The organism is Actinomadura violacea (assembly GCF_017573465.1).
Lineage (GTDB): Bacteria > Actinomycetota > Actinomycetes > Streptosporangiales > Streptosporangiaceae > Spirillospora > Spirillospora violacea.
Genome location: NZ_JAGEPF010000008.1, coordinates 98,277 through 123,261, shown reverse-complemented (window position 1 = coordinate 123,261; position 24,985 = coordinate 98,277). Strand labels below are relative to the sequence as shown.

General features: G+C 73.2%; 21 protein-coding genes. 10 read left to right on the top strand and 11 right to left on the bottom strand.

Features of this window, described 5'->3' with window-relative positions; genetic code table 11:
• Positions 1–10: 10 nt before the first annotated feature.
• Positions 11–2,050 carry a DUF1990 family protein gene (locus tag J4709_RS13720; protein WP_208240858.1) on the bottom strand — a complete coding sequence of 680 codons (2,040 nt, stop codon included), beginning with the start codon at positions 2,048–2,050 and terminating at the stop codon, positions 11–13.
• Positions 2,051–2,352: 302 nt separating this feature from the next.
• Here J4709_RS13720 and J4709_RS13715 point away from each other — a divergent pair, with 302 nt between their 5' ends.
• Positions 2,353–2,928: a hypothetical protein gene (locus J4709_RS13715; RefSeq protein WP_208240857.1), complete on the top strand. Its 576-nt coding sequence runs from the start codon at positions 2,353–2,355 to the stop codon at positions 2,926–2,928.
• Here J4709_RS13715 and J4709_RS13710 read toward each other — a convergent pair.
• Positions 2,884–5,025 (bottom strand): terpene synthase family protein, encoded by a 2,142-nt coding sequence (locus J4709_RS13710; protein WP_208240856.1) that lies wholly within the window; start codon positions 5,023–5,025, stop codon positions 2,884–2,886. The two genes, J4709_RS13715 and J4709_RS13710, sit on opposite strands and share 45 nt — an antisense overlap.
• A gap of 118 nt (positions 5,026–5,143) precedes the next feature.
• Here J4709_RS13710 and J4709_RS13705 point away from each other — a divergent pair, with 118 nt between their 5' ends.
• The gene (locus J4709_RS13705) at positions 5,144–5,518 is read left to right on the top strand and encodes a phage holin family protein (RefSeq protein WP_173096041.1); all 375 of its coding nucleotides are present in this window, start codon (positions 5,144–5,146) and stop codon (positions 5,516–5,518) included.
• Between the two features lie 18 nt (positions 5,519–5,536).
• Here J4709_RS13705 and J4709_RS13700 read toward each other — a convergent pair whose 3' ends face one another.
• Positions 5,537–6,253, bottom strand: a complete 717-nt coding sequence (locus J4709_RS13700; protein ID WP_208240854.1) for an LmeA family phospholipid-binding protein — start codon at positions 6,251–6,253, stop codon at positions 5,537–5,539.
• 112 nt (positions 6,254–6,365) lie between these two features.
• Between J4709_RS13700 and J4709_RS13695 the strand changes: the two genes are divergently transcribed.
• The 6 genes from J4709_RS13695 (at position 6,366) to J4709_RS13670 (ending at position 15,032) form a co-directional block, all read left to right on the top strand.
• On the top strand, positions 6,366–9,056 hold the full coding sequence (locus J4709_RS13695) for an FHA domain-containing protein (protein WP_208240852.1): 2,691 nt from the start codon (positions 6,366–6,368) through the stop codon (positions 9,054–9,056).
• 76 nt (positions 9,057–9,132) lie between these two features.
• Positions 9,133–9,645, top strand: coding sequence for a VOC family protein (locus J4709_RS13690; RefSeq protein WP_208240850.1), 513 nt, complete (start codon positions 9,133–9,135; stop codon positions 9,643–9,645).
• A 52-nt stretch (positions 9,646–9,697) separates the two neighbouring features.
• Complete coding sequence (locus J4709_RS13685; protein WP_208240849.1) at positions 9,698–10,249, top strand: 2Fe-2S iron-sulfur cluster-binding protein; 552 nt, start codon at positions 9,698–9,700, stop codon at positions 10,247–10,249.
• A complete protein-coding gene (locus tag J4709_RS13680) occupies positions 10,246–11,220 on the top strand; it encodes an FAD binding domain-containing protein (RefSeq protein WP_208240847.1) in 975 nt (324 codons plus the stop codon). The genes J4709_RS13685 and J4709_RS13680 overlap by 4 nt, the downstream gene beginning before the upstream one ends.
• Positions 11,217–13,274 carry a xanthine dehydrogenase family protein molybdopterin-binding subunit gene (locus J4709_RS13675; RefSeq protein WP_208240845.1) on the top strand — a complete coding sequence of 686 codons (2,058 nt, stop codon included), beginning with the start codon at positions 11,217–11,219 and terminating at the stop codon, positions 13,272–13,274. The genes J4709_RS13680 and J4709_RS13675 overlap by 4 nt, the downstream gene beginning before the upstream one ends.
• A 111-nt stretch (positions 13,275–13,385) precedes the next feature.
• Positions 13,386–15,032, top strand: a complete 1,647-nt coding sequence (locus tag J4709_RS13670) for an L-lactate permease (protein ID WP_208240843.1) — start codon at positions 13,386–13,388, stop codon at positions 15,030–15,032.
• 5 nt (positions 15,033–15,037) lie between these two features.
• Here the strand turns inward: J4709_RS13670 and J4709_RS13665 are convergent, their stop codons facing one another.
• Positions 15,038–15,283, bottom strand: coding sequence for a DUF2630 family protein (locus J4709_RS13665; RefSeq protein ID WP_208240841.1), 246 nt, complete (start codon positions 15,281–15,283; stop codon positions 15,038–15,040).
• A gap of 79 nt (positions 15,284–15,362) precedes the next feature.
• Between J4709_RS13665 and J4709_RS55565 the strand changes: the two genes are divergently transcribed.
• The gene (locus J4709_RS55565) at positions 15,363–15,827 is read left to right on the top strand and encodes an STAS domain-containing protein (protein ID WP_208240840.1); all 465 of its coding nucleotides are present in this window, start codon (positions 15,363–15,365) and stop codon (positions 15,825–15,827) included.
• A 20-nt stretch (positions 15,828–15,847) separates the two neighbouring features.
• Here the strand turns inward: J4709_RS55565 and J4709_RS13655 are convergent, their stop codons facing one another.
• The 7 genes from J4709_RS13655 to J4709_RS13625 form a co-directional block, all read right to left on the bottom strand.
• Positions 15,848–16,378 carry a nuclear transport factor 2 family protein gene (locus J4709_RS13655; RefSeq protein ID WP_208240838.1) on the bottom strand — a complete coding sequence of 177 codons (531 nt, stop codon included), beginning with the start codon at positions 16,376–16,378 and terminating at the stop codon, positions 15,848–15,850.
• A gap of 63 nt (positions 16,379–16,441) precedes the next feature.
• Positions 16,442–17,203, bottom strand: coding sequence for a nucleotidyl cyclase domain-containing protein (locus tag J4709_RS13650; RefSeq protein ID WP_208240836.1), 762 nt, complete (start codon positions 17,201–17,203; stop codon positions 16,442–16,444).
• 77 nt (positions 17,204–17,280) lie between these two features.
• The gene (locus J4709_RS13645; RefSeq protein ID WP_208240834.1) at positions 17,281–18,027 is read right to left on the bottom strand and encodes an arginase family protein; all 747 of its coding nucleotides are present in this window, start codon (positions 18,025–18,027) and stop codon (positions 17,281–17,283) included.
• Positions 18,028–18,088: 61 nt separating this feature from the next.
• The gene (locus tag J4709_RS13640) at positions 18,089–18,841 is read right to left on the bottom strand and encodes a succinate dehydrogenase/fumarate reductase iron-sulfur subunit (RefSeq protein WP_208240832.1); all 753 of its coding nucleotides are present in this window, start codon (positions 18,839–18,841) and stop codon (positions 18,089–18,091) included.
• A gap of 2 nt (positions 18,842–18,843) precedes the next feature.
• Positions 18,844–20,781: a fumarate reductase/succinate dehydrogenase flavoprotein subunit gene (locus J4709_RS13635; RefSeq protein WP_208240830.1), complete on the bottom strand. Its 1,938-nt coding sequence runs from the start codon at positions 20,779–20,781 to the stop codon at positions 18,844–18,846.
• Position 20,782: 1 nt separating this feature from the next.
• Positions 20,783–21,472, bottom strand: a complete 690-nt coding sequence (locus J4709_RS13630; protein WP_443608356.1) for a succinate dehydrogenase cytochrome b subunit — start codon at positions 21,470–21,472, stop codon at positions 20,783–20,785.
• 224 nt (positions 21,473–21,696) lie between these two features.
• Entirely contained in the window at positions 21,697–22,917 is a 1,221-nt protein-coding gene (locus J4709_RS13625) for a PP2C family protein-serine/threonine phosphatase (RefSeq protein ID WP_208240826.1), read from the bottom strand.
• 338 nt (positions 22,918–23,255) lie between these two features.
• Between J4709_RS13625 and J4709_RS13620 the strand changes: the two genes are divergently transcribed.
• Positions 23,256–24,947: an ABC transporter transmembrane domain-containing protein gene (locus J4709_RS13620; RefSeq protein ID WP_307801216.1), complete on the top strand. Its 1,692-nt coding sequence runs from the start codon at positions 23,256–23,258 to the stop codon at positions 24,945–24,947.
• The last annotated feature ends 38 nt before the right edge of the window (positions 24,948–24,985 follow it).

Here is a 24,985-nt window from a genome sequence, read left to right as displayed (position 1 = left end):
GGGCCCCGCTTCACTCCGCCGGCGCGGGGCTCCGGGCCGCGAGTTCCTTCCTGGTCAGGTGCGACATGCGGCGGCACGCCCGCCGCTGGTAGACGAGCTGGGTCGGGCGGCCGAAGAGCTCGAAGCCGAGGCGGACGACGGGGTTGCGGATCGGGGCGCGGTGCGAGAAGGCGCGCAGCCGGAACTCCACGTCCCCGGTGTCGAGCCATTTGCGCACCTCCTGGTCCATCTGGCCGCGCTCCAGGTGCCCTTCCAGCGTCCGGTAGTTCCAGCCCCACACCCGCACCGGCCGCCCGTCCTGCTCGGTGGTCGTGTCGACGACGTCGCCGACGCGGACGCCGAGGTGGAAGCGCAGCCCGAAGAACCGGCCCTCGAGCAGCATGTCGGCGCCGGGCGCGGGGGCGCTCCTCCGGTACGCGCTCCGGATGATCCGCGGGTCGGCGAACTCGTAGTCCCGGACGAGGCGGCGCGCGACCTCCCAGCTGCCGTCCGGCTCCGGCGGCCCGGGACGCTCCGGCGGGAGGGCCTGGCGGCGGTCGTCCATGTGCCAGCCGCCGGTCCCCGCGTGCTCCGGCCGGTCGCCGGGCTCGAAGTTGACCGGCCGCTCCCGCAGCCCTTCGTAGAGCCGCTGGAGCCGGCGGTGTGCGCGCGGGCGCCTGCGCGGGACGGCGCCCCTCCGGCCGGTCACGGCCCGGCCCGCGCGGGGATGGGCGTCCGCGTGCTGGACGGCGTCGTAGGCGCGTCCCCGCATCTGCTGGAGCGCACCGGCGGGCCGCAGCCCCGGGACCGGGTGCCGGACGGGATTGAACCGCAGCGGCTCGCCGTCGTCGGTCCGGACCGGCCCGGTGAGGAGCAGTTCCCCGAACCGCTCCCATGGCCCGAGCCCGGCCGCCACGACCAGGTCCATCGTGATCGGGTCCCGGGCGGCGGCGGGATCCGCCGGGACGGCCCGCCGGGCGACCGCGCCCAGCTGGACGCGGTGGTCGCCCGCGGCGTACGGCAGCAGCGAACCGTAGAAGCCGGGCCCCCACCGGGTCGCCGGCCGGAGCAGGTGGCGGCCGAGCCGCCCGCGTCCCGTCGTGGCGAGGAGCAGTTCGGCGGTCGCCGGTTCGCCGTCCTCCTCGGGCCGCCGCCAGCGCAGCGCCAGCCCGAGGACGTCCGGGAACGGCGACGGCAGGCCGACCGACCGCGACAGCCGCGCCACGCCCCGCAGCTCCGCCGTGTCGTCCAGCAGCGGGACGCCCCAGAACCGCGACGTGCCCGACAGGCGCAGGGTCGCGTCGAAGACGAGCCCGCGGGGATGCAGCGGGCGCCCGCCGCGCGCCCTCGCCACCGCGGTGAACGTCCGGGCGAGCGCGGCGGAAACCGGCCCGGTCAGGTGGTGCGCGTCGACCCGCGGGTCCCCGGCGATCTCCGTCCGCTCGGTGCGGACCTCGACGTCCCCGGCCATCCGCCCGCCGGACATCTCGGCCACCCGGCAGCAGAAATGCGTCCACATGTGGAGCTGCATCTCCTTCGCCATCCGCAGCCGGTCGTAAAGGACGTCCGCCAGTCGGTCGCCGCTGCGCGTCCACGACTCGACGGTGAACCGGAGCTCGCCGTCCTCGGTGTCGCACGCCCGGAACTCGATCTCGCCCGCCTCGACGTGCCCCTCCAGCGTCGCGAACCGGAAGGACAGCGGGGTCCGCTCCACGACCCGCACCGGGCAGTCCCACGGCCCCGGCATGTGCACGTCGTACTCGTCGTCGAGGTCCAGCCGCGGCGAGGCCCCCGCGACCTTGTCGAAGACGGCGAACTCGACCGGCGACGCGGCGTTGACGTCGGCGCGCAACCGCTCCATGAGCCGCGGCGCGTCCAGGGGGCTGCCGACGATCCGGACCGTGTAGCGCCGCTGGTACGCCGGGCCGACCCCCTGCCGCAGCCCCTGGACCCGGTCGCCGCCGCGGTCGGGGATCCGCGCCGGCTCGAATTCCGGCCCCGTCGCGAGCCGTCCCCGTTGCGTCGTGCGGGCCGTCCGGAGCCACCGCCAGAGCGCGATGCCCGCCCCCACCGGCCAGCGCGCCGCCCGCGCACGCCTCCGCCAACGTCTCCGCACGGCGCCCCCCGACGACTCGCGCCTCGCCCTCACGATGCGTGTGTTCGTGCAGGTCGCGCCCTACCCGCCGGGTCGGCGCCCAACCGGCTCCCGCCACCGGGGACACCGTCGGGCGGCGCTCCGCGCGGTCACCGGCGGGTGGCCGGCGCGGCCCTCCGCACCGCCGCCGGACGCGCCGCCCGCGCCCTGCCGCACGCCGTCCGGCCGGGTGTGGTCATTTCGCGCTGCGCGGGCGGCCGGTGGGGAACCGTGGTGCCGTGCCGAACTGGAGAGATCGTTTCGCGGCCGCGCCGCTCTGGGTGATCGCGCTGGTCTCCGCCGCCGTGGTGGCGGCGTACTTCGACGCGATCGCACTCGCCGGCGGCGAGCCCGCGCGGAGCCTGCCGAGGTTCTCGCTGGCCGCCGGCGGCATCTCGCTGCTGTTCACCGCCATCGCGGCGGTGAACAGGTGGTGGGTGCGCCGGGTCGCCGGCAGGCATCCGCGCGACGCGCGGGTCGCCATGACCGCCGCGTTCCGCACCGGCAGGCCGCCGGCCGATCCGGCCCTGGACGAGCCGCTCCTCGCCCTCATCGAACGCCGCAAGGCGGACCGGGCCCGGCTGCGCCGATGGCGCCCCGCCGTCGTCGGCCTGCTTGTCGTCTGGTGCGGGCTGGGCCTCTACCTGGAGCTTCTCGACTGGCGTCCCCTCGTCGTCCTTCTCGTGCTCCTCCCGTCCGTTCTGGTGCCTCTGCAGCGGCGTCAGCGGAACAGGTCCCGGCTGCTGGAGAAGCGCATCCGTGCGCGCGGGTCAGCCGGTGGCCGTCGTGAAGAGGCGGGACGCGGAGGTTCCTAGCGGGCGGGCCGGCTTCCCGGCGGGTTCGCGCTCGTCGTAGCGGTGCGTCTCGCAGTGCCATTTGAAGATGCCCGCCATCCAGTCGCGCAGTTCACCGACGTAGGTGTCGAGGGCGGCGCGGGCCGCGTCGTCGAGGCCGAGGTCGGCGGCCAGGGCGGGGAGCTCGACGGTGGCGAGGTGCTCGAACTGGCGGCGGCGCGAGGCCATGAGGTCGTTGACGATCGGGACGGCCTCGTCGCGTCCGCAGTCGAGGAAATGCTGGACGGCGAGGACGCCGTTGTGCAGCTCGCCCTCGTACTCGATCTCCTTCTGGTAGGAGAAGACGTCGTTCATGAGGCAGGCGTAGTCCATCGCGGACGCGTCGATCTCGTGCAGGGTGCGGGTGGTGAAGACCTCGTCGGGGATGTCGTGGGAAAGGCCGATGCGGGTCAGGGCCATGGTGAGCTCGGACCCGAAGGTGTGCCGCCGCATCTCGAGGTAGTCGACGGGGTCGGGAATGCGGGACTGGAGATGGTTGTGCAGTTCCCACAGCCAGCTCTCGACCATGTGCTCGATGGCGGCGCGGAATTGGCGTCGGCCGCGTCCGGTCATGGGCGACGCGGTGCGGTGCCACAGGTCGGCGAGGCCGGTCTCGAACGGATTCTCCGGGACGGGCGTGGGCCCGCAGTCCAGCGGCATGAAGCCGGGGATCCGGGCGCGGAACAGTTTCGCGCCGGCCATGTCGCGGTCGCGGTTGAAGACGGCGGGGAAGTAGTCGTCGCCGAAGGTGCCCCAGGCCAGCCACTGCGTGGCGAGGTCGAGAGCCTCGGGCACGGAGTCGGGGTCGAGGGACGCGGCGCAGACCGCGAAGTCGAATCCCGCGAGCTTGTCCGCCGTCCAGAGCGGGACGGGATGGCGGGGGAGCGGACCGAACATGCCCATGGCGCCGCACCAGGCGATGACGTTCCGCCGCGCCCTTTCCCGGTGCGGGTTCACGCGGGCCTCGTACGGCATGTCGAATTCCGGCAGGGGCGTCGGGCCGACCTTCTGGAACGGGACGTGCGGGCGGCTGATCCGGGCCGACTTGAGCAGGCCGGGGATGCGCGAGGCCGACGTCCCGAGGGACTTCTCGTTCATGTACCGGCTGGAGCGCAGATGCCATTCGTGGCCGCCGGACTGCCAGTCCTGGAGGCCCTTCACGTAGCCGGTGACGGCGGCCCTTTCGGCGGGCGTGAGCGCGTGCTCCTCGTAAAGCGGGGGGAGTTCGGTGAGCGCGGTGTTCTCGAACTGGCGCAGCCGCGAGGTGAGCAGGTCGTTGACTGTGTCGGCGGCCCGCTGCGGCGCGACGCCGAGGAAGTGCTCGACGACCAGGACGCAGTTGTTGATCTCGCCTTCGGACTCCGTCTCGCGCTGGTAGGAGAAGATGTCGTTGCGCAGGTGGACGCCGTCGGAGAAGGCGTCCTTGAGCACGCGCAGCGGCCGGGTGCCGGCGAGCCGGGCGGGCACCTCGACGCCGGCGGCGTGCTCGACGAGGTCCGCCGACCAGGGGGCGCCGCCGACCTTGCGGCGCATCTGGACGTACTCGACGGGGTTCGGGACGCGACCGGTGCTGATGTTGGACAGCTCCCACAGCGACTCGCGGAGCAGCGCGTCGGTGCTCTCGGCGAACCGGCACCGCCAGGCGACGGACCGGGCGGGGACGGTGCGGGCCCACAGGTCGGCGAGGCCGCGCTCGACGGCGTTGCGCGGTTCGGGCGGGTCGAGCGACATGAACGCCGGGAGCCGGTCGAGGTAGGCGCGGGCGCCGGGCTGGTCCTGCGGCTTCTTGAACACCTCGAGGAAGTGGTCGTCGAAGTAGAAGACCCAGACGTACCAGTCGGTGACGAGGTCGAGTTCGGGGCCGTCGCAGTCAGGATGGGTGTAGGCGCACAGGAGCGCGTAGTCCATCGCGTCGAGCGCGGCCTCGTCCCAGATGTCGGGCGTCCCGGGGTCGCGGCTGTCGTCGAGCATGCCCATCTCGCGGGCCCAGGCCGTGCTGTGCGCGCGCGCCTGCTGCAGGTGCGGGTTCAGCCGGGCGGGATACGGGACGTAGAAGTCGGGCAGCTCGAACGGTTGCATCGACCGGACACGCCTTCCTGCTCGGGGACGCTTCGCAACCTACAGGAGCGGCAAAGTTACTTACAGTGAGACATCTGCTCCCCTGAATCCTTCGCAATGCAACGGGTAAGCCCCGGTCATGGCCAAGTCGCGAGCGGCGGCGAAGATCAAGGACGATCCGGTGGAGGAGAACCTGGCACTCGTCCGGCAGGTGATCGACGCCGCGCAGCAGGAAATGATCACCAAGGCGCGCAAGCGGGTGCCCGCACTGCGGTTCGGCGCGCTCGCGGGGGCGCTCGGCGTCATGGCGACCGCGGCGTCGTACCGGATGAACGTGCAGCTGCTGGAGCGCAAGCTGCCGCCGGAGCTGGCGTCGTTCGTCACGGCGCTGGCGTACGGGGGCGGGGCGGGCGCGGCCGCGATGGCGGCGTCCCGCAGGTGGAAGGGGCTGCCCGCGCCGCTGCCGACCGAGACGGCCCGGCAGGTCGCCGAGATCATCACCGATTCCGGCTGACGGCCGTCCGCCGGCGGGTCAGGAGTCGCTGAACTTCACGTTCCGGCCGGTGACGTGCAGGCCCACGCCGTTCGACGAGACCGTCACGCTCTGGAACGACAACCCCATCGGCAGGCCCTTCACCGGGACGGTGAAGTCGAGGTCGTCGCCGAGGTCGGAGCGCGAGAACCCCTCGATCGACTGCGTCTTCACCACGATGCTGTTCCCCTGCTTGGTGACGGTCGCGGTGGCGGTCGCGTCGGTGATGCCGAGGTCCATCTTGGCCTTCACCAGGTTGTTCCCGGCGGCCGTCAGCACCAGGTCGGGATTGTCGCTCGCGCTCGCGAGGTCCTTGAAGCTGACGAACGCGGTGCCGTCCACGCTGCCGAGCGTGCCGCTGCCGAACCCCGAATCGACCCGGACGTCCCGCGCGCGCACTTTGAGGTTCGTGATGCGCAAGGGGCCCTCGGTGATTCTGCTCGCCTCGAGCCGCACATCGCCGAAGTGACGGGACACGACCTGGGTGAGGAACGGGATTCCCTTGATCGTCACTTTCGGCGTCGCCGGGAATCCCTCCTTTTTGATCTGCACGGCCATCTCGTGCTGCGCGAGCAGGACACCGCCCCGGTCCGCGGCCACGACAAGCACCACGACCAGCAGGACGGCGCTGATCAGGACGGTGAGCCACCGTGGCCGGCGCCGCCGCGGAAGGCGGTCGATCCGGGTGACGGCGGCCGCGCCCGGCGGTTTCGCCATGGCGTTCACTCAATTCCCGCGGCCGGGCCCTGTCAATGGGACCGGAGTCCCGGGAATGCCGGGCGGAAAAACGGGCCGGGACATTTCCGGGGCGAGGACTTACACTCCCCGCATGACGGCCGGACCTTCCGCCGAATCGCTCGCCGCGCCCGTTCTCGTCGTCCGCACGCGGGACCGGGTGCACCGGCTGCGCCCGGGGGGCTCCTACCGCATCGGCCGCGACCCCGCGTCCGACATCGCGCTGTCGGATCCGCGCGTCTCGTGGTGGCACGCGGTGCTGCGGTCGGGCCCGGACGGCTGGCTGATCGAGGACTCCGGCAGCAGCAACGGCACGTTCTGCCAGGGCGGGCGCGTCGAGCGGATGGAGATCGGCGGGCACCGGACGTTCCTGCTCGGCCACGCGACCGACGGCGAGGAGCTGGCGTGCTTCCCGGAGAGCCCGCCGCCGAGCCGCCGCCAGGTGTACCCGCCGGCCGCCGGACGCGGGGCCGCGCCCGTCCGGCCGCCGGCGCCGCGCGGCCCGGCGGCGGGAACCCCGCGCCCGCCGTCGGGCGCTCCCTATCCAGGCTCGGGCACCCCGCAACCAGCCTCGGGCGCTCCGCGACCTCCGTCGGGCACCCCGCGACCTCCGTCGGGCACGGCGCGACCTCCGTCGGGCACGGCGCGACCTCCGTCGGGCACGGCGCGACCTCCGTCGGGCACCCCGCGACCTCCGTCGGGCACCCCGCGACCTCCGTCGGGCACGGCGCCGCCCGTCCCGCAGCGGCCGCCGCTGCCCCGCACGGTCCCGCCCCCGCCGCCGCGGCCGGAACCGGCCGCGCCGTTCCGGCCGAGCGTCGACCGCAACCCCAGCCAGATCATCCGGGTGGCGCCGAAGACGCTGCGGATCGGCCGCGCCGCCGACAACGACATCGTCGTGCCGGACCTGGTGGTGTCGCGGCACCACGCCGAACTGCGCAGCCTCGGCCCGGGACGGCACCGGATCGTCGACCTCGGCAGCCACAACGGCACCTACGTCAACGGCAACCGGGTCGAGTCGGCGGAGTTCACCGAGAACGACCTGCTCGGCGTCGGGCACGCGACGTTCCAGCTGGTCGGCGAGGAGCTGCGGGAGTACGTCGACACCGGCGACGTGTCGCTGTCGGTGGAGGACCTGATCGTCCGGACGCCCGAGGGCAAGGTGATCCTGGACGGGGTCGGCTTCCCGATCCCGGAGCGCTCGCTGGTCGGGGTGATCGGGCCGTCGGGCGCGGGCAAGTCCACGCTGCTCGGCGCCGTCACCGGCACGCGTCCCGCGACCGAGGGCACGGTCCGCTACGACGGCCGCGACCTGTACTCCGACTACGACGAGCTGCGGCACCGCATCGGGCTCGTCCCGCAGGAGGACATCCTGCACACCCAGCTCGACACGCGGCGGGCGCTGCTGTTCGCCGCCGAGCTGCGGTTCCCCGGCGACACCCGCAAGCAGGAGCGCGAGCAGCGGGTCGACGAGGTGATCGGGGAACTGGGCATGACCGCGCACGCCGAGACCCGCATCGACCGGCTGTCGGGCGGGCAGCGCAAGCGGGTCAGCGTCGCGCTGGAGCTGCTGACCAAGCCGTCGCTGCTGTTCCTGGACGAGCCGACGTCCGGCCTCGACCCGGGCCTGGACAAGACGGTCATGGAGATGCTGGGGGAGCTGGCGCACGACGGCCGGACGGTCATCGTCGTCACGCACAGCGTCGCGAACCTGGACGCCTGCGACCGGCTCCTCGTGCTGGTCCCGGGCGGCCGGCTCGCCTACTACGGGCCGCCCGCCGAGGGGCTGGAGCACTTCGGGAAGAAGTCGTGGGCGGAGGTGTTCCAGGCGTTCGACCGGGAGCCGGACCGCGACTGGGCCACCGAGTTCCGCGGGTCGCCGCGCCATACCCGGTACGTGGAGAGCGGCCGGCAGGGCGGCGCCGTCCAGGCCGACACGGCGGTGCCCGCGCCGCCGCCGCGGCAGCAGTCCCGGTTCGCGCAGCTCAGCACGCTGTGCCGGCGCTACCTCGCGGTGATCGCCTCGGACCGCAGCTACCTGGTGCTGCTCGGGGTGATGCCGCTGATCCTCGGCGGGCTGAGCGCCGCGATTCCCGCGCCGAAGGGGCTGACCGGGCCCTCGCCGAACGCCGACGCCGCGTCCAAGCTGATGGTGCTGGCGTTCGCGGCGTGCTTCGCGGGCACCGGCAACGCCGTCCGCGAACTGGTGAAGGAGCGGACGATCTACGGCCGGGAGCGCGCGGCGGGGCTGTCGGCGGGCGTCTACCTGATGTCGAAGCTGCTGGTCCTCGGCGTGATCACGGCGCTGCAGGCGGTCGTGCTGGTGCTGATCGGGACGATCGGGGTGAAGCTGCCGTCCTCCGGGACGTTCGCGCCCGTGCTGCCGGAGCTGATGCTCGCGATGGCGCTGCTCGGCGTGGTGTCGATGACGCTGGGGCTGCTGGTGTCGGCGTCGGTGAACAGCTCGGAGAAGACGCTGCCGCTGCTGATCGTGCTGTCGATGGGGCAGCTCGTGCTGTCGGGCGGGCTGGTGCGGCTCGCGGGCAAGCCGGGCCTGGAGCAGCTGGCGTGGCTGTCGCCGTCGCGGTGGGGGTTCGGCGCGGCCGCCGCGACCATCGACCTCGACGCGATCATGCCGCACGCGGGCGGCGCCGACCCGGCGTGGAAGCACGCCGTGGGCGCCTGGGGCGTGGACCTCGGCATCGCGGCCGGGCTCGGCCTCCTGTTCTCCGCGCTGGCCTGGTACCGCCTCTACCGGCTCCGCCCGCGCCGCCGCGGCCGCTGACCGCGGTCCGCTCCGCCGCAGGTCACGTGACCTCCGCCACGGGTTGGGCGGGGGACGGCCGGGCATTCCCAGCGGTATGAGCGTGCGGGGGATCGATCATGTGGGGGTGACCGTCCCGGACCTGGAGGCGGCCACTACGTTCTTCGGCGCCGTCCTCGGGGCACGGCCGCTGTACGACACGCTGCGGCGGGAGGACGGGCCGGTCGCCGGGCCGGAGACAGAGCGGCGCCTCGGCGTGCCCGCGGGCACCGAGGAGGTCGCGATGCGGATGCTGCGGCTGCCGAACGGCCCGGGCCTGGAGCTGTTCGAGTTCCGCGGCACCGAGCGCCGCCCGCCGGCGCTGCCGAGCGACTTCGGCTGGCAACACGTCGGGTTCTATGTGGACGACCTCGACGCGGCGGCGCGCGGCGTCCAGGACGCGGGCGGGGTGCTGCTCGGCGATCCGCAGCCGCTGCCGGGCCCCGAGGCCGGCCCCGGCAACCGGTACCAGTACGCGCGGACGCCGTGGGGCAGCACCTTCGAGCTGCTGACCTATCCCGATCCGCAGCCCTACGAGAAGGAGACCGGGCAGCGCCGCTGGACTCCCTGACCGCTCGGCGGCGAACTGACTGCTCACCTGCGAACGGGGTAGGGGCCGGGGCATGGACAGCGAAGTCACCCCGGTACATGCCGAGATCACGCTGCTCGTGAACGGGACCGAGCACCGGCTCCGCGTCGACACGCGCGCGTCGCTGCTGGACACGCTGCGCGAGGACCTCGGGCTGACCGGCTCCAAGAAGGGCTGCGACCACGGGCAGTGCGGCGCGTGCACCGTCCTGCTGGACGGCCGCCGGGCGAACGCGTGCCTGGCGCTCGCCGTCGCGCACGACGGCGCGGAGGTCGTCACGGTCGAGGGGCTCGCGCGGGACGGCCGGCTCAGCGCGCTCCAGGAGGCGTTCATCGAGCAGGACGGCTTCCAGTGCGGGTACTGCACGCCAGGCCAGCTCTGCTCCGCGACGGCCGTCCTCGACGAGGCGGAGCGCGGCTGGCCGAGCGCGGTGACCGAGGACCTGCGCGGCGACCCCGTCCTGGACGACGACGAGATACGCGAGCGCATGAGCGGCAACCTGTGCCGGTGCGGCGCGTACACGGGCATCGTCAAGGCGGTCGGCGAGGCGGCGCGCAAGACGCAGGCGGAAGAGGCCAAGGCATGAGGCCCTTCGCGTACGAGCGCGCCGCCACCGCCGACGACGCCCTGCGACTGCACGAGGACGGCGCCTACTACCTGGGCGGCGGCACCAACCTCGTCGACCTGATGCGGCTCGGCGTGGAGGAGCCGGCCCGCCTCGTCGACGTGTCCCGCCTGCCCTACGGCGAGATCGAGCTGCGGCCGGACGGGAGCCTGCTCATCGGCGCCGCCGTCGGCAACAGCGACCTCGCGGCGGACCGGACGGTGCGCGAGAGCCAGCCGATGCTGGCGCAGGCCGTCCTGGCGGGGGCGTCCGGGCAGATCCGCAACCTCGCGACGGTCGGCGGCAACCTGCTGCAACGGACGCGCTGCTCCTACTTCCAGGACGCCGACAAGCCGTGCAACAAGCGGGACCCGGGCAGCGGTTGCCCGGCCCGGGACGGCGACAACCACAACCTCGCGATCCTCGGCCACTCCGAGGCGTGCGTCGCGACGCACCCGTCCGACATGGCGGTGGCGCTCGCCGCGCTCGACGCGTCCGTGCACGTCCGGGGCCGCGGCGGCGAGCGGACGATCCCGATCGGCGACCTGCACCGGCTGCCCGGCAACGACCCGCAGCGCGACACGGTGCTGGAGAGCGGCGACCTCATCACGGCCGTGGAGGTGCCGCCGCTGGACATCCCGTCCCGGTACCGCAAGGTCCGCGAGCGCGCGTCGTTCGCGTTCGCGCTGGTGTCGATCGCGGCGGCGCTCGACGTGGAGGGCGGCACCGTCCGGGACGTGCGGATCGCGCTCGGCGGCGTCGCGCACAAGCCGTGGCGGGCCCGCCGCGCCGAGGAGGCGCTGCGCGGCGCCCCGGCGATCGGCGAGGAGTTCCAGCGTGCCGCCGAGGCCGAGCTGGACCTCGCCGAGCCGCTGCGCGACAACGCCTACAAGGTGCCGCTCGCGCGCAACCTGATCGTTCGGACGCTGACCGAGCTGGGGGAACAGTCATGACCGACCGGCTGGAGGGCCGCGAGAAGGTCACCGGGGCGGCCCGCTACGCCTACGAGTATCCGCTGGACGACCCGGCCTACGCCGCGGCCGTGCAGTCGACCATCGCCAAGGGCGAGATCACGGAGGTGCACGCGGACGCCGCGCTGCGGATCCCGGGTGTCCTGGCCGTCCTGTCCTGCGAGAACGCGCCGCACCTGCACGAGGTCCCGGACGCGGAGCTGGCGCTGTTCCAGTCCCGGACGGTCTCCTACCGGGGCCAGTTCGTCGCGATGGTCGTCGCCGAGACGCTGGACATCGCGCGGGAGGCGGCGCGGCACGTCCGCGTCGACTACGTGTCCGAGCCGTTCGACGCGCGGCTCAGTGCGGACGACCCGCGCCTCTACAAGCCCGACACGGTGAACCCGGTGTTCCCGGCCGACACCGAGCAGGGCGACCCGGAAGGCGCCTTCAACGGCTCCGCGGTGCGCGTGGACGCCACGTACACGACGCCGGCGGAGCACAACAACCCGATGGAGCCGCACACGACCGCGGCGCGGTGGAACGACGACGGCACCCTCACGCTCTACGACTCCACCCAGGGCTCGTCGCCGACGCAGGAGATCGTCGCCCAGGTGTTCGGCCTCGACCGCACCCACGTGCGGGTCATCTCCCCGCACGTCGGCGGCGGGTTCGGGTCCAAGGGCACGCCGCGGCCCAACGTGGTGCTCGCGGCGATGGCGGCGGGCGCGGTGGGCCGTCCGGTGAAGTTCGCGGTGCCGCGCCAGCAGATGTTCGCCACCACCGGCTACCGGACGCCGACGATCCAGCGGTTCCGGCTCGGCGCCGACGCCGACGGGACGCTGAACTCGATCATCCACGAGGTGTTCGAGCAGTCGTCGACCCTCACCGAGTTCGCCGAGCAGACCGCGACCCCGACCCGCGTGGTGTACCAGGCGGCCAACCGGCGCACCTCGCACCGGCTCGCCCGCCTCGACGTCCCGACGCCGTCGTGGATGCGGGCGCCCGGCGAGACGCCCGGCATGTTCGCGCTGGAGTCGGCGATGGACGAGCTGGCGTTCGCCGCCGGCGTCGACCCGGTCGAGCTGCGGATCCGCAACGACACCGACCGCGAGCCGGAGAGCGGGCTGCCGTTCAGCTCCCGCAACCTCGTCGCGTGCCTGCGCGAGGGCGCCGACCGGTTCGGCTGGGAGCACCGCGACGCCGCGCCCGGGGGGCACTGGGAGGGCCGCAAGCTCGTCGGGATGGGCGTCGCCGCGTCCACCTACCCCGCCTACATGCGGCCCAACAAGGCCACCGCGCGCGCCGACGAGGACGGGACGTTCACCGTCCGGATCGCCGCCGCCGACATCGGCACCGGCGCCCGCACCGCGCTCACGCTGATCGCCGCCGAGGCGCTCAAGGCCGACGCCGACCGGGTGACCGTCGAGATCGGCGACAGCTCGCTGCCTGAGGCGACCGTCGCGGGCGGCTCCGCCGGCACGGCGAGCTGGGGGACCGCCGTCGTCCGCGCGTGCGAGTCGCTGCGCGGGAAGATGAACGGGTCGGTCCCGCCCGGCGGGCTGGAGGCGTCCGCCGACACCGCCGCGGAGCTCGACGCCCGCGACGAGTACGCCCGGCACGCGTTCGGCGCGCAGTTCACCGAGGTCGAGGTCGACGCCGACACCGGCGAGGTCCGGGTCCGCAGGATGCTCGGCGTGTTCGCCGCCGGCCGGATCATCAACCCGAAGACCGCGCGGTCGCAGTTCATCGGCGGCATGACGATGGGGATCGGCATGGCGCTGATGGAGGAGAGCGTCATGGACCCGCGGTTCGGCGACTACGTCAACCGCGACCTCGCCCAGTACCACGTGCCGGCCTGCGCGGACGTCCGCGACGTGGACGCCGCGTGGGTGGAGGAGTCCGACCCGCACCTGAACCCGATGGGGTCCAAGGGCATCGGCGAGATCGGCATCGTGGGCGCCGCCGCGTCCGTCGCGAACGCCGTGCACCACGCGACCGGCGTCCGCGTCCGCGACCTGCCGATCACCCCGGCCCGGCTGCTCCCGCTGCTCTGACGGGGGCGCGGAGCCCTGACTGGTTGAAAAGTTCACCATCAATGTGAGACGGGCCACATCGCGGGGTATCGATCGTCTACTCGGGGGCCGCTCCCTATGCGAGGTGATCCCGTGTACCGACAGGTCCTCGATCCCGTCGCCGGCTCGCTCGGCTGGAGTTCGCTGGTCGCGGCGCTGCCGCTGGCGGTGCTGTTCGTGCTGCTCGGCGGCGTCCGGATGCGCGCCTGGACGGCGTCCCTGATCGCGCTGGCCGTCTCCCTGGCCGTCGCGATCTGGACGTACGGGATGCCGGCCGGGCAGGCGTTCCTGGCCGGAAGCGAAGGCGCCGCGTTCGGCTTCTTCCCGATCCTGTGGATCGTCATCAACGCCCTCTGGGTCTACAACATCACCGTCGCGACCGGCCACTTCGACGTGCTGCGCCGCACGTTCGCGCAGGTCAGCGACGACCAGCGGCTGCAGGCGATCCTCATCGCGTTCTCCTTCGGCGCGCTGCTGGAGGCGCTCGCCGGATTCGGCACCCCGGTCGCGGTCACCTCCGTCATGCTGATCGCGCTCGGCTTCCAGCCGCTCAAGGCCGCCGTCCTCGCGCTCACCGCCAACACCGCGCCCGTCGCGTTCGGCGCGATGGCCACCCCGATCCTCACGCTCGGCAAGGTCACCGGCCAGTCCAGCGACACGCTCGGCGCCATGGTCGGACGGCAGACCCCGATCCTCGCCGTGTTCGTCCCGCTGATCCTGGTGCTGATCGCCGACGGGCGGCGCGGCGTCCGCGAGACGTGGCCGACCGCGCTGTTCTGCGGCGCCGCGTTCGGCGTCGCGCAGTACGTCACCGCCAACTTCGTCTCCGTGCCGCTCGCCGACGTCGTCGCGTCGCTGGTGTCGGCCGCCGCCGTTGTTCTGGTCGTCCGGCTGCGCCGCCCGCACGCCCCGGCCCGCCCCGTCATCGCCGGCGGCGCCGCCGACGAGCCCACCCCCGGGTTCGCCGCCCGCGCCGGACGCGGCGAGGCGCCCGCCGACCCGCGCGCCGACGTCGTCCGCGCCTACGCCCCCTACGCGATCATCATCGCGGTGTTCGTCGTCTGCCAGATCGACCAGGTCAAGAACTGGCTGAACGGCGCGACGCAGACGTTCGGCTGGCCCGGCCTGCACATCACGGGCGCGTCCGGCAAGCCGTCGACGCTGCCCACCTTCACCCTCAACTACTTCACCACGCCCGGCACGCAGATGCTGGTCGCGGGCCTCATCACCATGCTCGTGCTGCGCGTCGGCGCGATGCGCGCGCTCCGCGCCTACGGCACCACGCTCGTCCAGCTCCGCTGGGCGATCGTCACCGTCATGGCCGTGCTCGCGCTCGCGTTCGTCATGAACGCCTCCGGCCAGACCGTCACCCTCGGCACCTGGATGGCGGGCGCCGGCGGCGCCTTCGCCGTGCTGTCCCCGGTCCTCGGCTGGCTCGGCACCGCCGTCACCGGCTCGGACACCTCGTCCAACTCCCTGTTCGGCGCCCTGCAGATCACCGCCGCGAACAAGGCCGACCTGTCGCCCATCCTGATGGCCGCCACCAACAGCTCCGGCGGCGTCCTCGGCAAGATGGTCTCGCCGCAGAACCTCGCGATCGCCGCGGCCGCCGTCGGCCTGGACGGCCGCGAAGGCGACATCTTCCGCCGCGTCGTGCTGTGGAGCCTGCTGTTCCTCGCCGGCATGTGCGTCCTGTCGGGGCTGCAGTCCACCGGCGTGCTGTCCTGGATGGTGCCGTGAGCGGGCTACTGGCGGTAGCCCTCGACCTCGCTCGCCGGGCGCACCCGCGCCTCCTCGGGGTTCTGGCCCGCGTCGATCCTCGCGCGGCGCTGGCGCAGCAGGTCCCAGCACTGGTCGAGGGCGACCTCCAGCTCCCGCAGCCGCTCCCGGGCGTCCGCGCCGGAGGTCTCCGACCGCTCATGCGCCTGCCGGAGCGCGTGCTCCTCGTCGATGAACTCGTGGATCCGCTCCAGGATCGCCTTCTCGTCCATGAAAAGCCTCCCGATGGCGGTTTTCCCGCGTGGTGGGGTCCAGAAGGTGTCAACAGGTGAGATCGTGGCATATACGGGCGTGCCCACGGTAGGCGGCGCCCCGGTCCCGAAGGGCGAGGAGCGGATGACGGTCTGGCGGATCACCGGCGGGGAGGGCGGTCCCGGCGGGCCGCGCCCGGAGCGCACCGCTCCCCGCTACGACGTCGTCGAACTCGACACCCCGCTGCTGCGCATCGAGGGCGCCGCGGACGCCCCCTGGCTGCGCATGTCCGGTGAGGTGGACGTGTCCAATGCCGACGACCTCAAACGCGCCCTGCGCGCCGCCCGCGCCCGCGTCGACGGCGACCTGCACGTCGACCTCACCGGCGTCGACTTCATCGACGTCGCGGGCCTGCGCGCCTTCACCGTCGAGGCCCGCGACCTGGCCGGACGCGAGGGGCTGCTCGTCCTGCACTCCGTCTCGGCGCACATCGACAAGCTCGTCCGGCTGATCGGCTGGGACGCCGTCCCCGGCCTCGAACTGCACTGCCGCGTCCGCCCCTGACCCGTTCAGGACGTGCCCGTTCAGGACGCGGCGAGGCGGGCCATGGCCTCGCGGCGCTCCGGCGGCACCAGCGGCGGCTTGCCGGTCGTCCACGCGACCGACAGCGAGACCGCGCGGAACCGCCAGCCGTCCGGCGTGCGGACGGCCTCCGCGTCGTAGTGCCCGCCCGACACGAACGTCTCACCGAGGCGGTCGCCGCGCGCCTCCTGCGTGGACGCCGGGTGCACATGGTGGTGGACGGCGCTCCACCGCACCGCCGCCCGGTCGCCGTCCACGGTGATCGCCGGGATGCCGGCGAGGTGCTGGGTCAGCCCGAAGTTGTCCATGGTCAGGTCCATCAGCTCGGCGGCGTGCCCGGTGTAGGTGCCGACGGGGTAGCGGAACTCGGCGTCCTCGGTGAAGAACGCCCGCGCCCACGCCTCGTCGAACGGGTGGGCGCCGGCGTCCCGCTGCCGGTCGTCGATCGAGCCGAAGAACCGCGCGACCAGCTCGGTCAGCTCCGCCCGGTCGGCCAGCTCCGCCACCCGGCCCGCCAGTTCCTTGTCGTTCATCGCCTTCTCCTTCGTCTGGGAACGCGACCAACGTTAGGAACGGCCCGACCGGCCGGGCATCCGTCACCCGACCGGTCCGCCCGGGTCGCCGGGGTCCAGCCGGGCCCGTTCCCGCGCCGGGCCGCGCGGGGCGGACGGGCGGGCGGCGGGACGGCGCGCGCGTGCGGGGGAGCGGCGCACCGCTCCGCCGACCGGGGCGGCGGCCGCCACCGGCATCTCGGCGGCGGGCCCGGCGGGCAGTGACCGGACCCAGGCGGGCGCCCGCGTCTCCTTCACCGAGACGCGGACGCGCTGGTAGGCGGCGGCGCGGCAGGTGCGGTTCTGCTGGACGACCTCCTGGTAGATCCAGTCGGACGCGATCACGGCGAGAACGCCCGGCGAGGTGCGCAGGGCGGCCTTGAGCGGTGCCGCCTCCAGCAGCCGGAACGCGACGTTGACCGCGGTGCCCGCGACACCGCGGTCGTCGTAGTGCACCTCGCCGGCGTGCAGGGCGGCGCGCAGCCGGATCCGCGCGCCGGGCTCGGCGGCGGCGTTGTGCCGTTCGATGCGGGCCGCCAGGTGCTCGGGGAACGGCCCGGCGAGGCGCTCCTTGGGCACCTCCGGCGTGACGAGGACCAGGGCCCCGTCGCCCCGGTCCTCGCACGTGCGCCAGTGCGCGGGCACGCCGGACTCGGCGAGCGCCGCGTCGAGGGCGTCGAACAGTCCGGCGCGCACGGCGAGCTGGTCCCAGTTCGCCCGTCCGCCGTAGCTCTCGACGTCCACGCAGAGGAGCGCCCGGTGCACCGCGAGTGATTTCGCCGGAACGCCCGGCATGTGCTCATGCATATGCACACTCCTTATGCACGTGCATTGAGCGTGATGCTAGTGCACCGGGCGCCGCCGGACGGTGCTTTCGGGACGGGTCAGGAAGCCAGCAGCGCGGCCAGCAGGCGGGCGCGGACGTCGTCGTCGCCAGGCCGCGGCGGATGCCACGGGCACGCGATGTCGACGGCGGCGACGCGGCCGGTCGCCTTCACCCGCTGCACGGCCGCCACCACGGCGTCGAACGACGGGCCGCCGCCGACGGGGAACTTCAGGCCCGGCAGGTCCGCCTTGTCGACCACGTCCACGTCGACGTGCAGGACGAGCGGACCGTCCGGCAGGTCGATGTCGTCCACCGAGCAGCGCCGCACCCGCGAGGAGGCGAGGAACTCGGCCTCGGCCGGGTCGAGGTCCCGGGCGTCCACCAGGACGGCCCGGTCCTCCGGCAGCGGGCGCAGGCCCAGCCGCGACGCCAGCAGCTCGGGGTGGTCGCCGAGGATCTGCCGCAGCGGCATCCCGCCGATGTACCCGGACGTGGACGTCTCCGGCGTCTGGACGTCGCCGTGCGCGTCGAACCACACGATCGAGGCGTCCACCCCGGCGCGCTGCGCGCCCGCGAGGACGGCCTCGGAGACCAGGCAGTCACCGGAGACCACCGACGGGACCTTTCCGTCCGCGACCTGCGCGGCGACCTCGGCGGCGACCGGTTCGTAGAGCGCGGCGATCCGCGTCCACACGTCGCCCTCGGGGAACTCGCGGGCGACCGTGACCACCTCGGCCTCGGGGAGCGGGAACGTCGCGCCGGGCAGGCGCTCGTCCTGGTGGTAGGGGACCAGGGTAATCGTCATGCGCCAAGATTAGAGCGGCCCCGCCCGGTACTCCGAGCGGGGCCGTGGCCTGGGGAAACCGTCAGCGCTTCTTGCCGCCGGCCGTCGCCTTCAGGTAGTCGCGGTTCAGGCTGCCGATCACGTCGAGCGGGATGCCCTTCGGGCACGCGACGGTGCACTCGCCGGTGTTCGTGCAGCCGCCGAAGCCCTCGTCGTCGTGGGTGTCCAGCATCGACACGACGCGGTCCCAGCGCTCCGGCTGGCCCTGCGGCATCAGGCCGAGGTGGGTGACCTTCGCGCCGAGGAACAGCGACGCCGAGCCGTTCGGGCACGCCGCGACGCAGGCGCCGCAGCCGATGCACTCGGCGGCCTCGAACGCGCGGTCGGCGTCCGGCTTCGGCACGGGCGTGGAGTGCGCCTCCGGGGCGGTGCCGGTCGGCGCGGTGATGTAGCCGCCCGCCTGGATGATCCGGTCGAACGCGGAGCGGTCCACCACCAGGTCCTTGACGACCGGGAACGCCTTGGCGCGCCACGGCTCGACGTCGATGACCTCGCCGTCCTTGAACTTGCGCATGTGCAGCTGGCAGGTGGTGGTGCGCTCCTCGGGGCCGTGCGGGGTCCCGTTGATGACCAGCGAGCACATGCCGCAGATGCCCTCGCGGCAGTCGTGGTCGAACGCCACCGGCTCGCCGCCGTCGGCGATGAGCTTCTCGTTGAGGACGTCCAGCATCTCCAGGAACGAGGCGTCCGGGGAGATGTCGTCGAGCCTGTACTCGACCATCTTCCCCTTGTCCTGGGGGCCGCTCTGGCGCCAGACGCGCAGTGTGAGCTTCATGATTACTTGTACGACCTCTGCGTCGGGTGGACGTATTCGAAGTTCAGGTCCTCCTTGTGGAGGACGGGCTGCTCGCCCTCGCCGGCCCATTCCCAGGCGGCGACGTAGCCGAAGTTGTCGTCGTCGCGCTTGGCCTCGCCGTCCTCGTCCTGGCTCTCGGCGCGGAAGTGGCCGCCGCAGGACTCGGTGCGGTGCAGGGCGTCGATCACCATCAGCTCGGCGAGCTCGAAGAAGTCGGCGACCCGGCCGGCCTTCTCGAGCTGCTGGTTCAGCTCCTCGCCCTTGCCGGTGACCTTGACGCGCTTCCAGAACTCCTCGTGCAGCGCCGGGATGAGCTCCAGCGCCTTGCGCAGGCCCTCCTCGGTGCGCTCCATGCCGCAGTACTCCCACATGATGTGGCCGAGCTCGCGGTGGAAGGAGTCGACCGAGCGGTCCCCGTCGATCGACAGGAACTTCTCGATGCGGGACGCGACCCGCTCCTCGGCCGCGGCGATGTTCTTCTCGTCGACGGGCGGGAGCGCGTTGCGGGCGATGTAGTCGTTGATGGTGTTCGGCAGCACGAAGTAGCCGTCGGCGAGGCCCTGCATCAGCGCGGACGCGCCGAGCCGGTTCGCGCCGTGGTCGGAGAAGTTCGCCTCGCCGATCACGAACAGGCCCGGGATGGTCGACTCCAGGTCGTAGTCGACCCACAGCCCGCCCATCGTGTAGTGCACGGCCGGGTAGATGCGCATCGGCGTGTCGTACGGGTTCTCGCCGGTGATGCGCTCGTACATCTCGAAGAGGTTGCCGTACTTGGCCTCGACCTTGTCGCGGCCGAGCCGCTCGATCGCGTCGGCGAAGTCGAGGTAGACGCCGAGGCCGCCGGGGCCGACGCCGCGTCCCTCGTCGCAGACGTTCTTGGCGGCGCGGGAGGCGATGTCGCGCGGCACCAGGTTGCCGAAGGACGGGTAGATGCGCTCCAGGTAGTAGTCGCGCTCGTCCTCGGGGATGTCGGACGGCCTGCGGGTGTCGCCGCCCTTCTTCGGCACCCAGACGCGGCCGTCGTTGCGCAGCGACTCCGACATCAGCGTCAGCTTGGACTGGTGGTCGCCGCTGACCGGGATGCAGGTCGGGTGGATCTGGGTGTAGCACGGGTTGGCGAACAGGGCGCCGTGCCGGTGCGCGCGCCAGGACGCGGTGACGTTCGAGCCCATCGCGTTGGTGGACAGGAAGTACACGTTGCCGTAGCCGCCGGACGCCAGCACGACCGCGTCGGCGGTGTAGTGCTTGATCTCGCCGTCGATCAGGTTGCGGACGACGACGCCGCGCGCCCGGCCGTCCTCCATGATCAGGTCGAGCATCTCGTGCCGCGGGTACAGCTCCACGTTCCCGGCGTCGACCTGGCGCATCAGCGCCTGGTAGGCGCCGAGCAGCAGCTGCTGGCCCGTCTGGCCGCGGGCGTAGAACGTGCGGGACACCTGCGTGCCGCCGAACGAGCGGTTGTCGAGCAGGCCGCCGTACTCGCGGGCGAACGGGACGCCCTGCGCGACGCACTGGTCGATGATCTGCCGGGAGATGTCGGCGAGCCGGTACACGTTGGACTCGCGGGACCGGAAGTCGCCGCCCTTGACCGTCTCGTAGAACAGCCGGTAGACGCTGTCGCCGTCGTTGCGGTAGTTCTTCGCGGCGTTGATGCCGCCCTGCGCGGCGATCGAGTGGGCGCGGCGCGGGCTGTCCTGGAAGCAGAACTGCTGGACGTGGTAGCCGGCCTCGCCGAGGGTGGCGCCGGCCGAGCCGCCCGCCAGCCCGGTGCCGATGATGATGATCTTCTTCTTGCGCTTGTTGGCCGGGTTGACCTGCTTGGCCTCGAACTTGCGCGTCGTCCAGCGGTCCTCGATGGGGCCCTTGGGCGCCTTGCCGTCGACGACCGGCTCGCCGGACTTGTAGAAGCTGTCGCTCATGTCAGCTCACCCATCCGAAGGTGACGGAGATCGGGACGGCGATGAAGCCGAGGGTCACCACGCCGGCGACGCCGCCCGCGAGGGCGCGCAGCGCGCCGTTGCTGCGCGGGCTGCGCAGGCCGAGGGTCTGGAACGCGCTCCAGATGCCGTGGTTGAGGTGCAGGCCGACCAGCAGGACCGCCAGGACGTACCAGATGGTGATGTACCAGCGGGAGCCGTCGAAGTCGGCGATGACGCGGTCGTAGGGGGTGGCGTCGGAGCCCAGCGGGTTCACCGCGAAGAAGGTGAGGTCCAGCAGGTGCCAGATGATGAACAGCGCGACGATGATGCCGCCGTACCGCATGGTGTGCGTGGCGTAGCCCTGCGCGTGCGACTTCTTCTTCGACTGGTACTTCACGGGCCGCGCGTGCGCGGCGCGCTTGCCGAGCGACACCGCCGACCAGATGTGCAGGACGACCGAGACCGTCAGCACGATCTCGACGATCGTCAGCAGCACCCGGTGCGGGAGGGCGGGCTCGCCTATCGTGCGCAGCCAGTGCGCGTAGTGGTCGAAGTCCCCCTCGCCGAGGAAGATCTTCAGGTTTCCGATCATGTGCGCGATCAGGAACAGCACCAGGACTGCGCCGGTCACGGCCATGACGGCCTTCTTGCCGACGGTCGATCGATAGATCGCAGGTATCGCTATAGCCACGCGGCGAACGTTATGTCCAATTTGGACAAGAGCGCCAAGTCATCAGCGCACTCAATCCGATAGCCGCAGGCTATGAACCGAGCCGGGGCGGGCCTCCCCGCGCCACGGGCCCTCGATGATCGTGAGTGACTTCACAGAGCGTACGGGAACTCGCCCTCGCAGTGACCCAGACGACATTGACCGCGCGCCGCCGGGTGTGCGTCAGGACGCCGCCGTGACGAAGATCACGACGCGGTGGCCTGCCGGGACAGCAGCAGCACCGCCAGGTCGTCGGTCAGGGCGTCCCCGTTGAGGTTCTCCACCTCGGTCACCAGCTCGTCGATCAGCGACCGCCCGGACGCGCCCCGGCCGCGCGCCTCGCGCGCCAGCCCGACCAGCCCGTCGGTGCCGAGCCGCGCCGAGCCCGCGCCGACCCGCCCCTCGATCAGCCCGTCGGTGTAGAGCATCAGCCCCCACGACTCGCCGAGGTCGATCTCCGTCGTCGGCCACTCCGCGCCCGGCACCAGGCCGAGCGCCGGGCCGTGCGCGTACTCCGGCAGCGCCGCGACCTCCGAGCCGCCGCCCGCGCCCTCGCGGAACAGCAGCGGCGCCGGATGCCCCGCCAGGTGCATCCGCGCGGTCCGCCGCGACGGCGCGATCGTGATCATGCAGAGGGTGGTGAAGATCTCCTCGCTGCGCCGCTCGTGCCCGAGGACGGTGTCCAGCGTGCCGAGCAGCTGCTCGCCGGTGTGCCCGGCCAGCACCAGCGTCCGCCACGCCATCCGCAGCTGCACGCCGAGCGCCGCCTCGTCCGGGCCGTGCCCGCACACGTCGCCGATCATCAGGTGGACGGCGCCGCCCTCGGTCTGCACCGTGTCGTAGAAGTCGCCGCCGAGCAGCGCCCGCCGCCGGCCGGGCCGGTAGCGGGTGTGGTGCCGCAGCGACGGGTCGTCGATCAGCGGGACGGGCAGCAGCCCGCGCTCCAGCCGCGCGTTCTCGCGGCCGAGGATGCGCGCCTCCACCAGCCGCCGCTCGGTCTCCTCCGACCTCTTGCGCTCTATGGCATAGCGCACCGCGCGGGCCAGCAGCGGGCCGTCGACCTCCTGCTTGACCAGGTAGTCCTCGGCTCCGGCGGCGACCGCGCGGACGCCGAGGCCCGCGTCGTCCAGCCCGGTCAGCACCACCACCGCGGCCGTCCCGGACATGTCCAGCACCTGCCGCAGCCCGTCCAGCCGGTCGATGCCGGGCGCCGACAGGTCGACGACGATGCACTGCGTGCGGCGGGTCAGCCGGCGGCGCGCGGTCGGCAGGTCCGCCGCGACGGTGATCAGCGCGTCCAGACCGCTGTCGGCGAGCATCTTCTCGACCATCAGCACGTCGGCGGGGTCGTCGTCGATGAGGAGCAGGTCGACCCTGTCCTCGGCCCCTGGCGTGAAGGGATGCGTCTGGTGACTGATAGTGCTCACTAAGCTTCCGGAAAAGTCGGGGCTGGCGACGGCACTGGCAACGGCCGGACCGTTCCGGTTATTCCTGCGGTGCGCAGGACGTCGGGGCCGGACCGCACCGGGGGAGCGGCATCTGCGTAGCCGCCGGAGTCCCGGCTCGAGGAGCGGGAGGGACCTCGCTCCGTGCCCTCCGACCTTAGCGCGTCCGCCCGTCCGGGCGCACCCCTGTGATCGTCCGCGGGGCGGGTTACGGACGGCCCGCGAACCCGCCCGGCGGCGCTGACCCGGGCCTTACGGGCGGTCGGCGCGGGATGAAAAATCGTTCGAACTCGCGGCCTCTCGCCGCATATCTTCGTCCGGTGAAACCGTTGCCGGAGAAAGATCCGGGCAGCCCCGACCACAGATCACCCGCCGGGTTCCTGCTGTGGCTGCTGCGCGCCGAGTGGCGGGGCGTGCTCGCCGGCGGCCTGCTCGGCGTCGGCTGGATGCTCAGCCAGGCGCTCATGCCCGCCGCGATCGGCCGCGCCATCGGCGACGGCGTCGCCGGCCGCGACGACACGGCGCTGCTCGCCTGGACGGGCGTGCTGCTCGCCCTCGGCGGCGTCCAGGCACTGACCGGCGTCCTCCGGCACCGGCGCGCGGTGTTCCTGTGGCTGTCGTCGGCCTACCGGACCGTGCAGATCGTCACCCGGCACGCGACCCGGCTCGGCGCGACGCTGCCGAAGCGGCTCGGCGCGGGCGAGGTCGTCAGCATCGGCCTGTCCGACGTCGCGCACCTCGGCGACGTCATCGACATCATCTGCCGCGGCTCCGGCGCCGTCGTCGCGATCGTCGTGGTCGCGGCCGTGCTGCTCGCGACCGCGCCGAAACTCGGGCTGATCGTGCTGCTCGGCGTCCCGCTCGTGCTGCTGCTCGCGGCCCCGCTGCTGCGCCCGTTCCGCGAGCGCGAGGAGGCCCATCGGGAACTGGTCGGCGAGCTGAACGGCCGCGCCACCGACCTCGTCGAGGGGCTGCGGATCCTGCGCGGCATCGGCGGCGAGCGGCTGTTCTCCGGCCGCTACCGCGCCCTGTCCGGCCGGGTCCGCGACGCCGGCGTCGCCGCCGCCCGCGCCGAGTCCCGGATCTCCGGGGCCGAGGTGCTCCTGCCCGGCCTGCTGATCGCCGCCGTGACCTGGGCCGGCGCGCACTACGTGGCGCGCGGCGAGATCGGCGTCGGCGACCTCGTGTCCTGCTACGGCTACGCGGTGTTCCTGATCGTCCCGCTGCGGACGATCGGCGAGGCCGCCAGCAAGGTCACCAAGGGGCTGGTGGCGGCGCGGCGGGTCGTCCGGCTGCTCGACCTGGAGCCGGAACCCGACCGCGGCACCGCCCGCCCGGCCGGGCCCGCCGAGCTCGTCGACATCGCCTCCGGCCTGGTGGTGCGGCCCGGCCGGGTCACCGCGGTCGCCGCCGCGCAGCCGCGCGACGCGCAGGCCATCGCCGACCGGCTCGGCCGGTACGCGCCCGGCGACGTCGACTTCGCCGGCGTCCCGCTGCGCGAGGTCGCCGGGCTGCGCCGGCGCGTCCTGGTCGCGGTCAACGAGGACCGGCTGTTCGCCGGCCCCCTCGCCGAGGCCCTCGCGCCGCCCGGCACGCCGCCGGCCGTCCTGGACGCGGCGCTGCGCGCGGCGTCCGCCGAGGACATCGCCGCCGCGTCCGGCCTGGACCGGCACGTCGCCGAGGCGGGACGGGAGTTCTCCGGCGGGCAGCGGCAGCGGCTCCGGCTGGCCCGCGCGCTCGCCGCCGACCCCGAGGTGCTCGTCCTGGTCGAGCCGACCAGCGCCGTCGACGCGCACACCGAGGCCCGCATCGCCGAGCGGCTCGGCGAGGCCCGCGCCGGCCGCACCACGGTCGTGTGCACGACCAGCCCGCTGATGCTGGACCGCGCCGCGCACGTCGCGTTCGTCGAGGACGGGCGGGTCGTCGCCGAGGGCGCGCACCGCGACCTGCTGCGCGCCGAGCCGCGCTACGCCGCCGCCGTCACCCGCGGCGAGGGCGCCCCGCGCCCCTGAGACCGACAGCCACCGAACCGCAGTACGGAAGGGCCGAA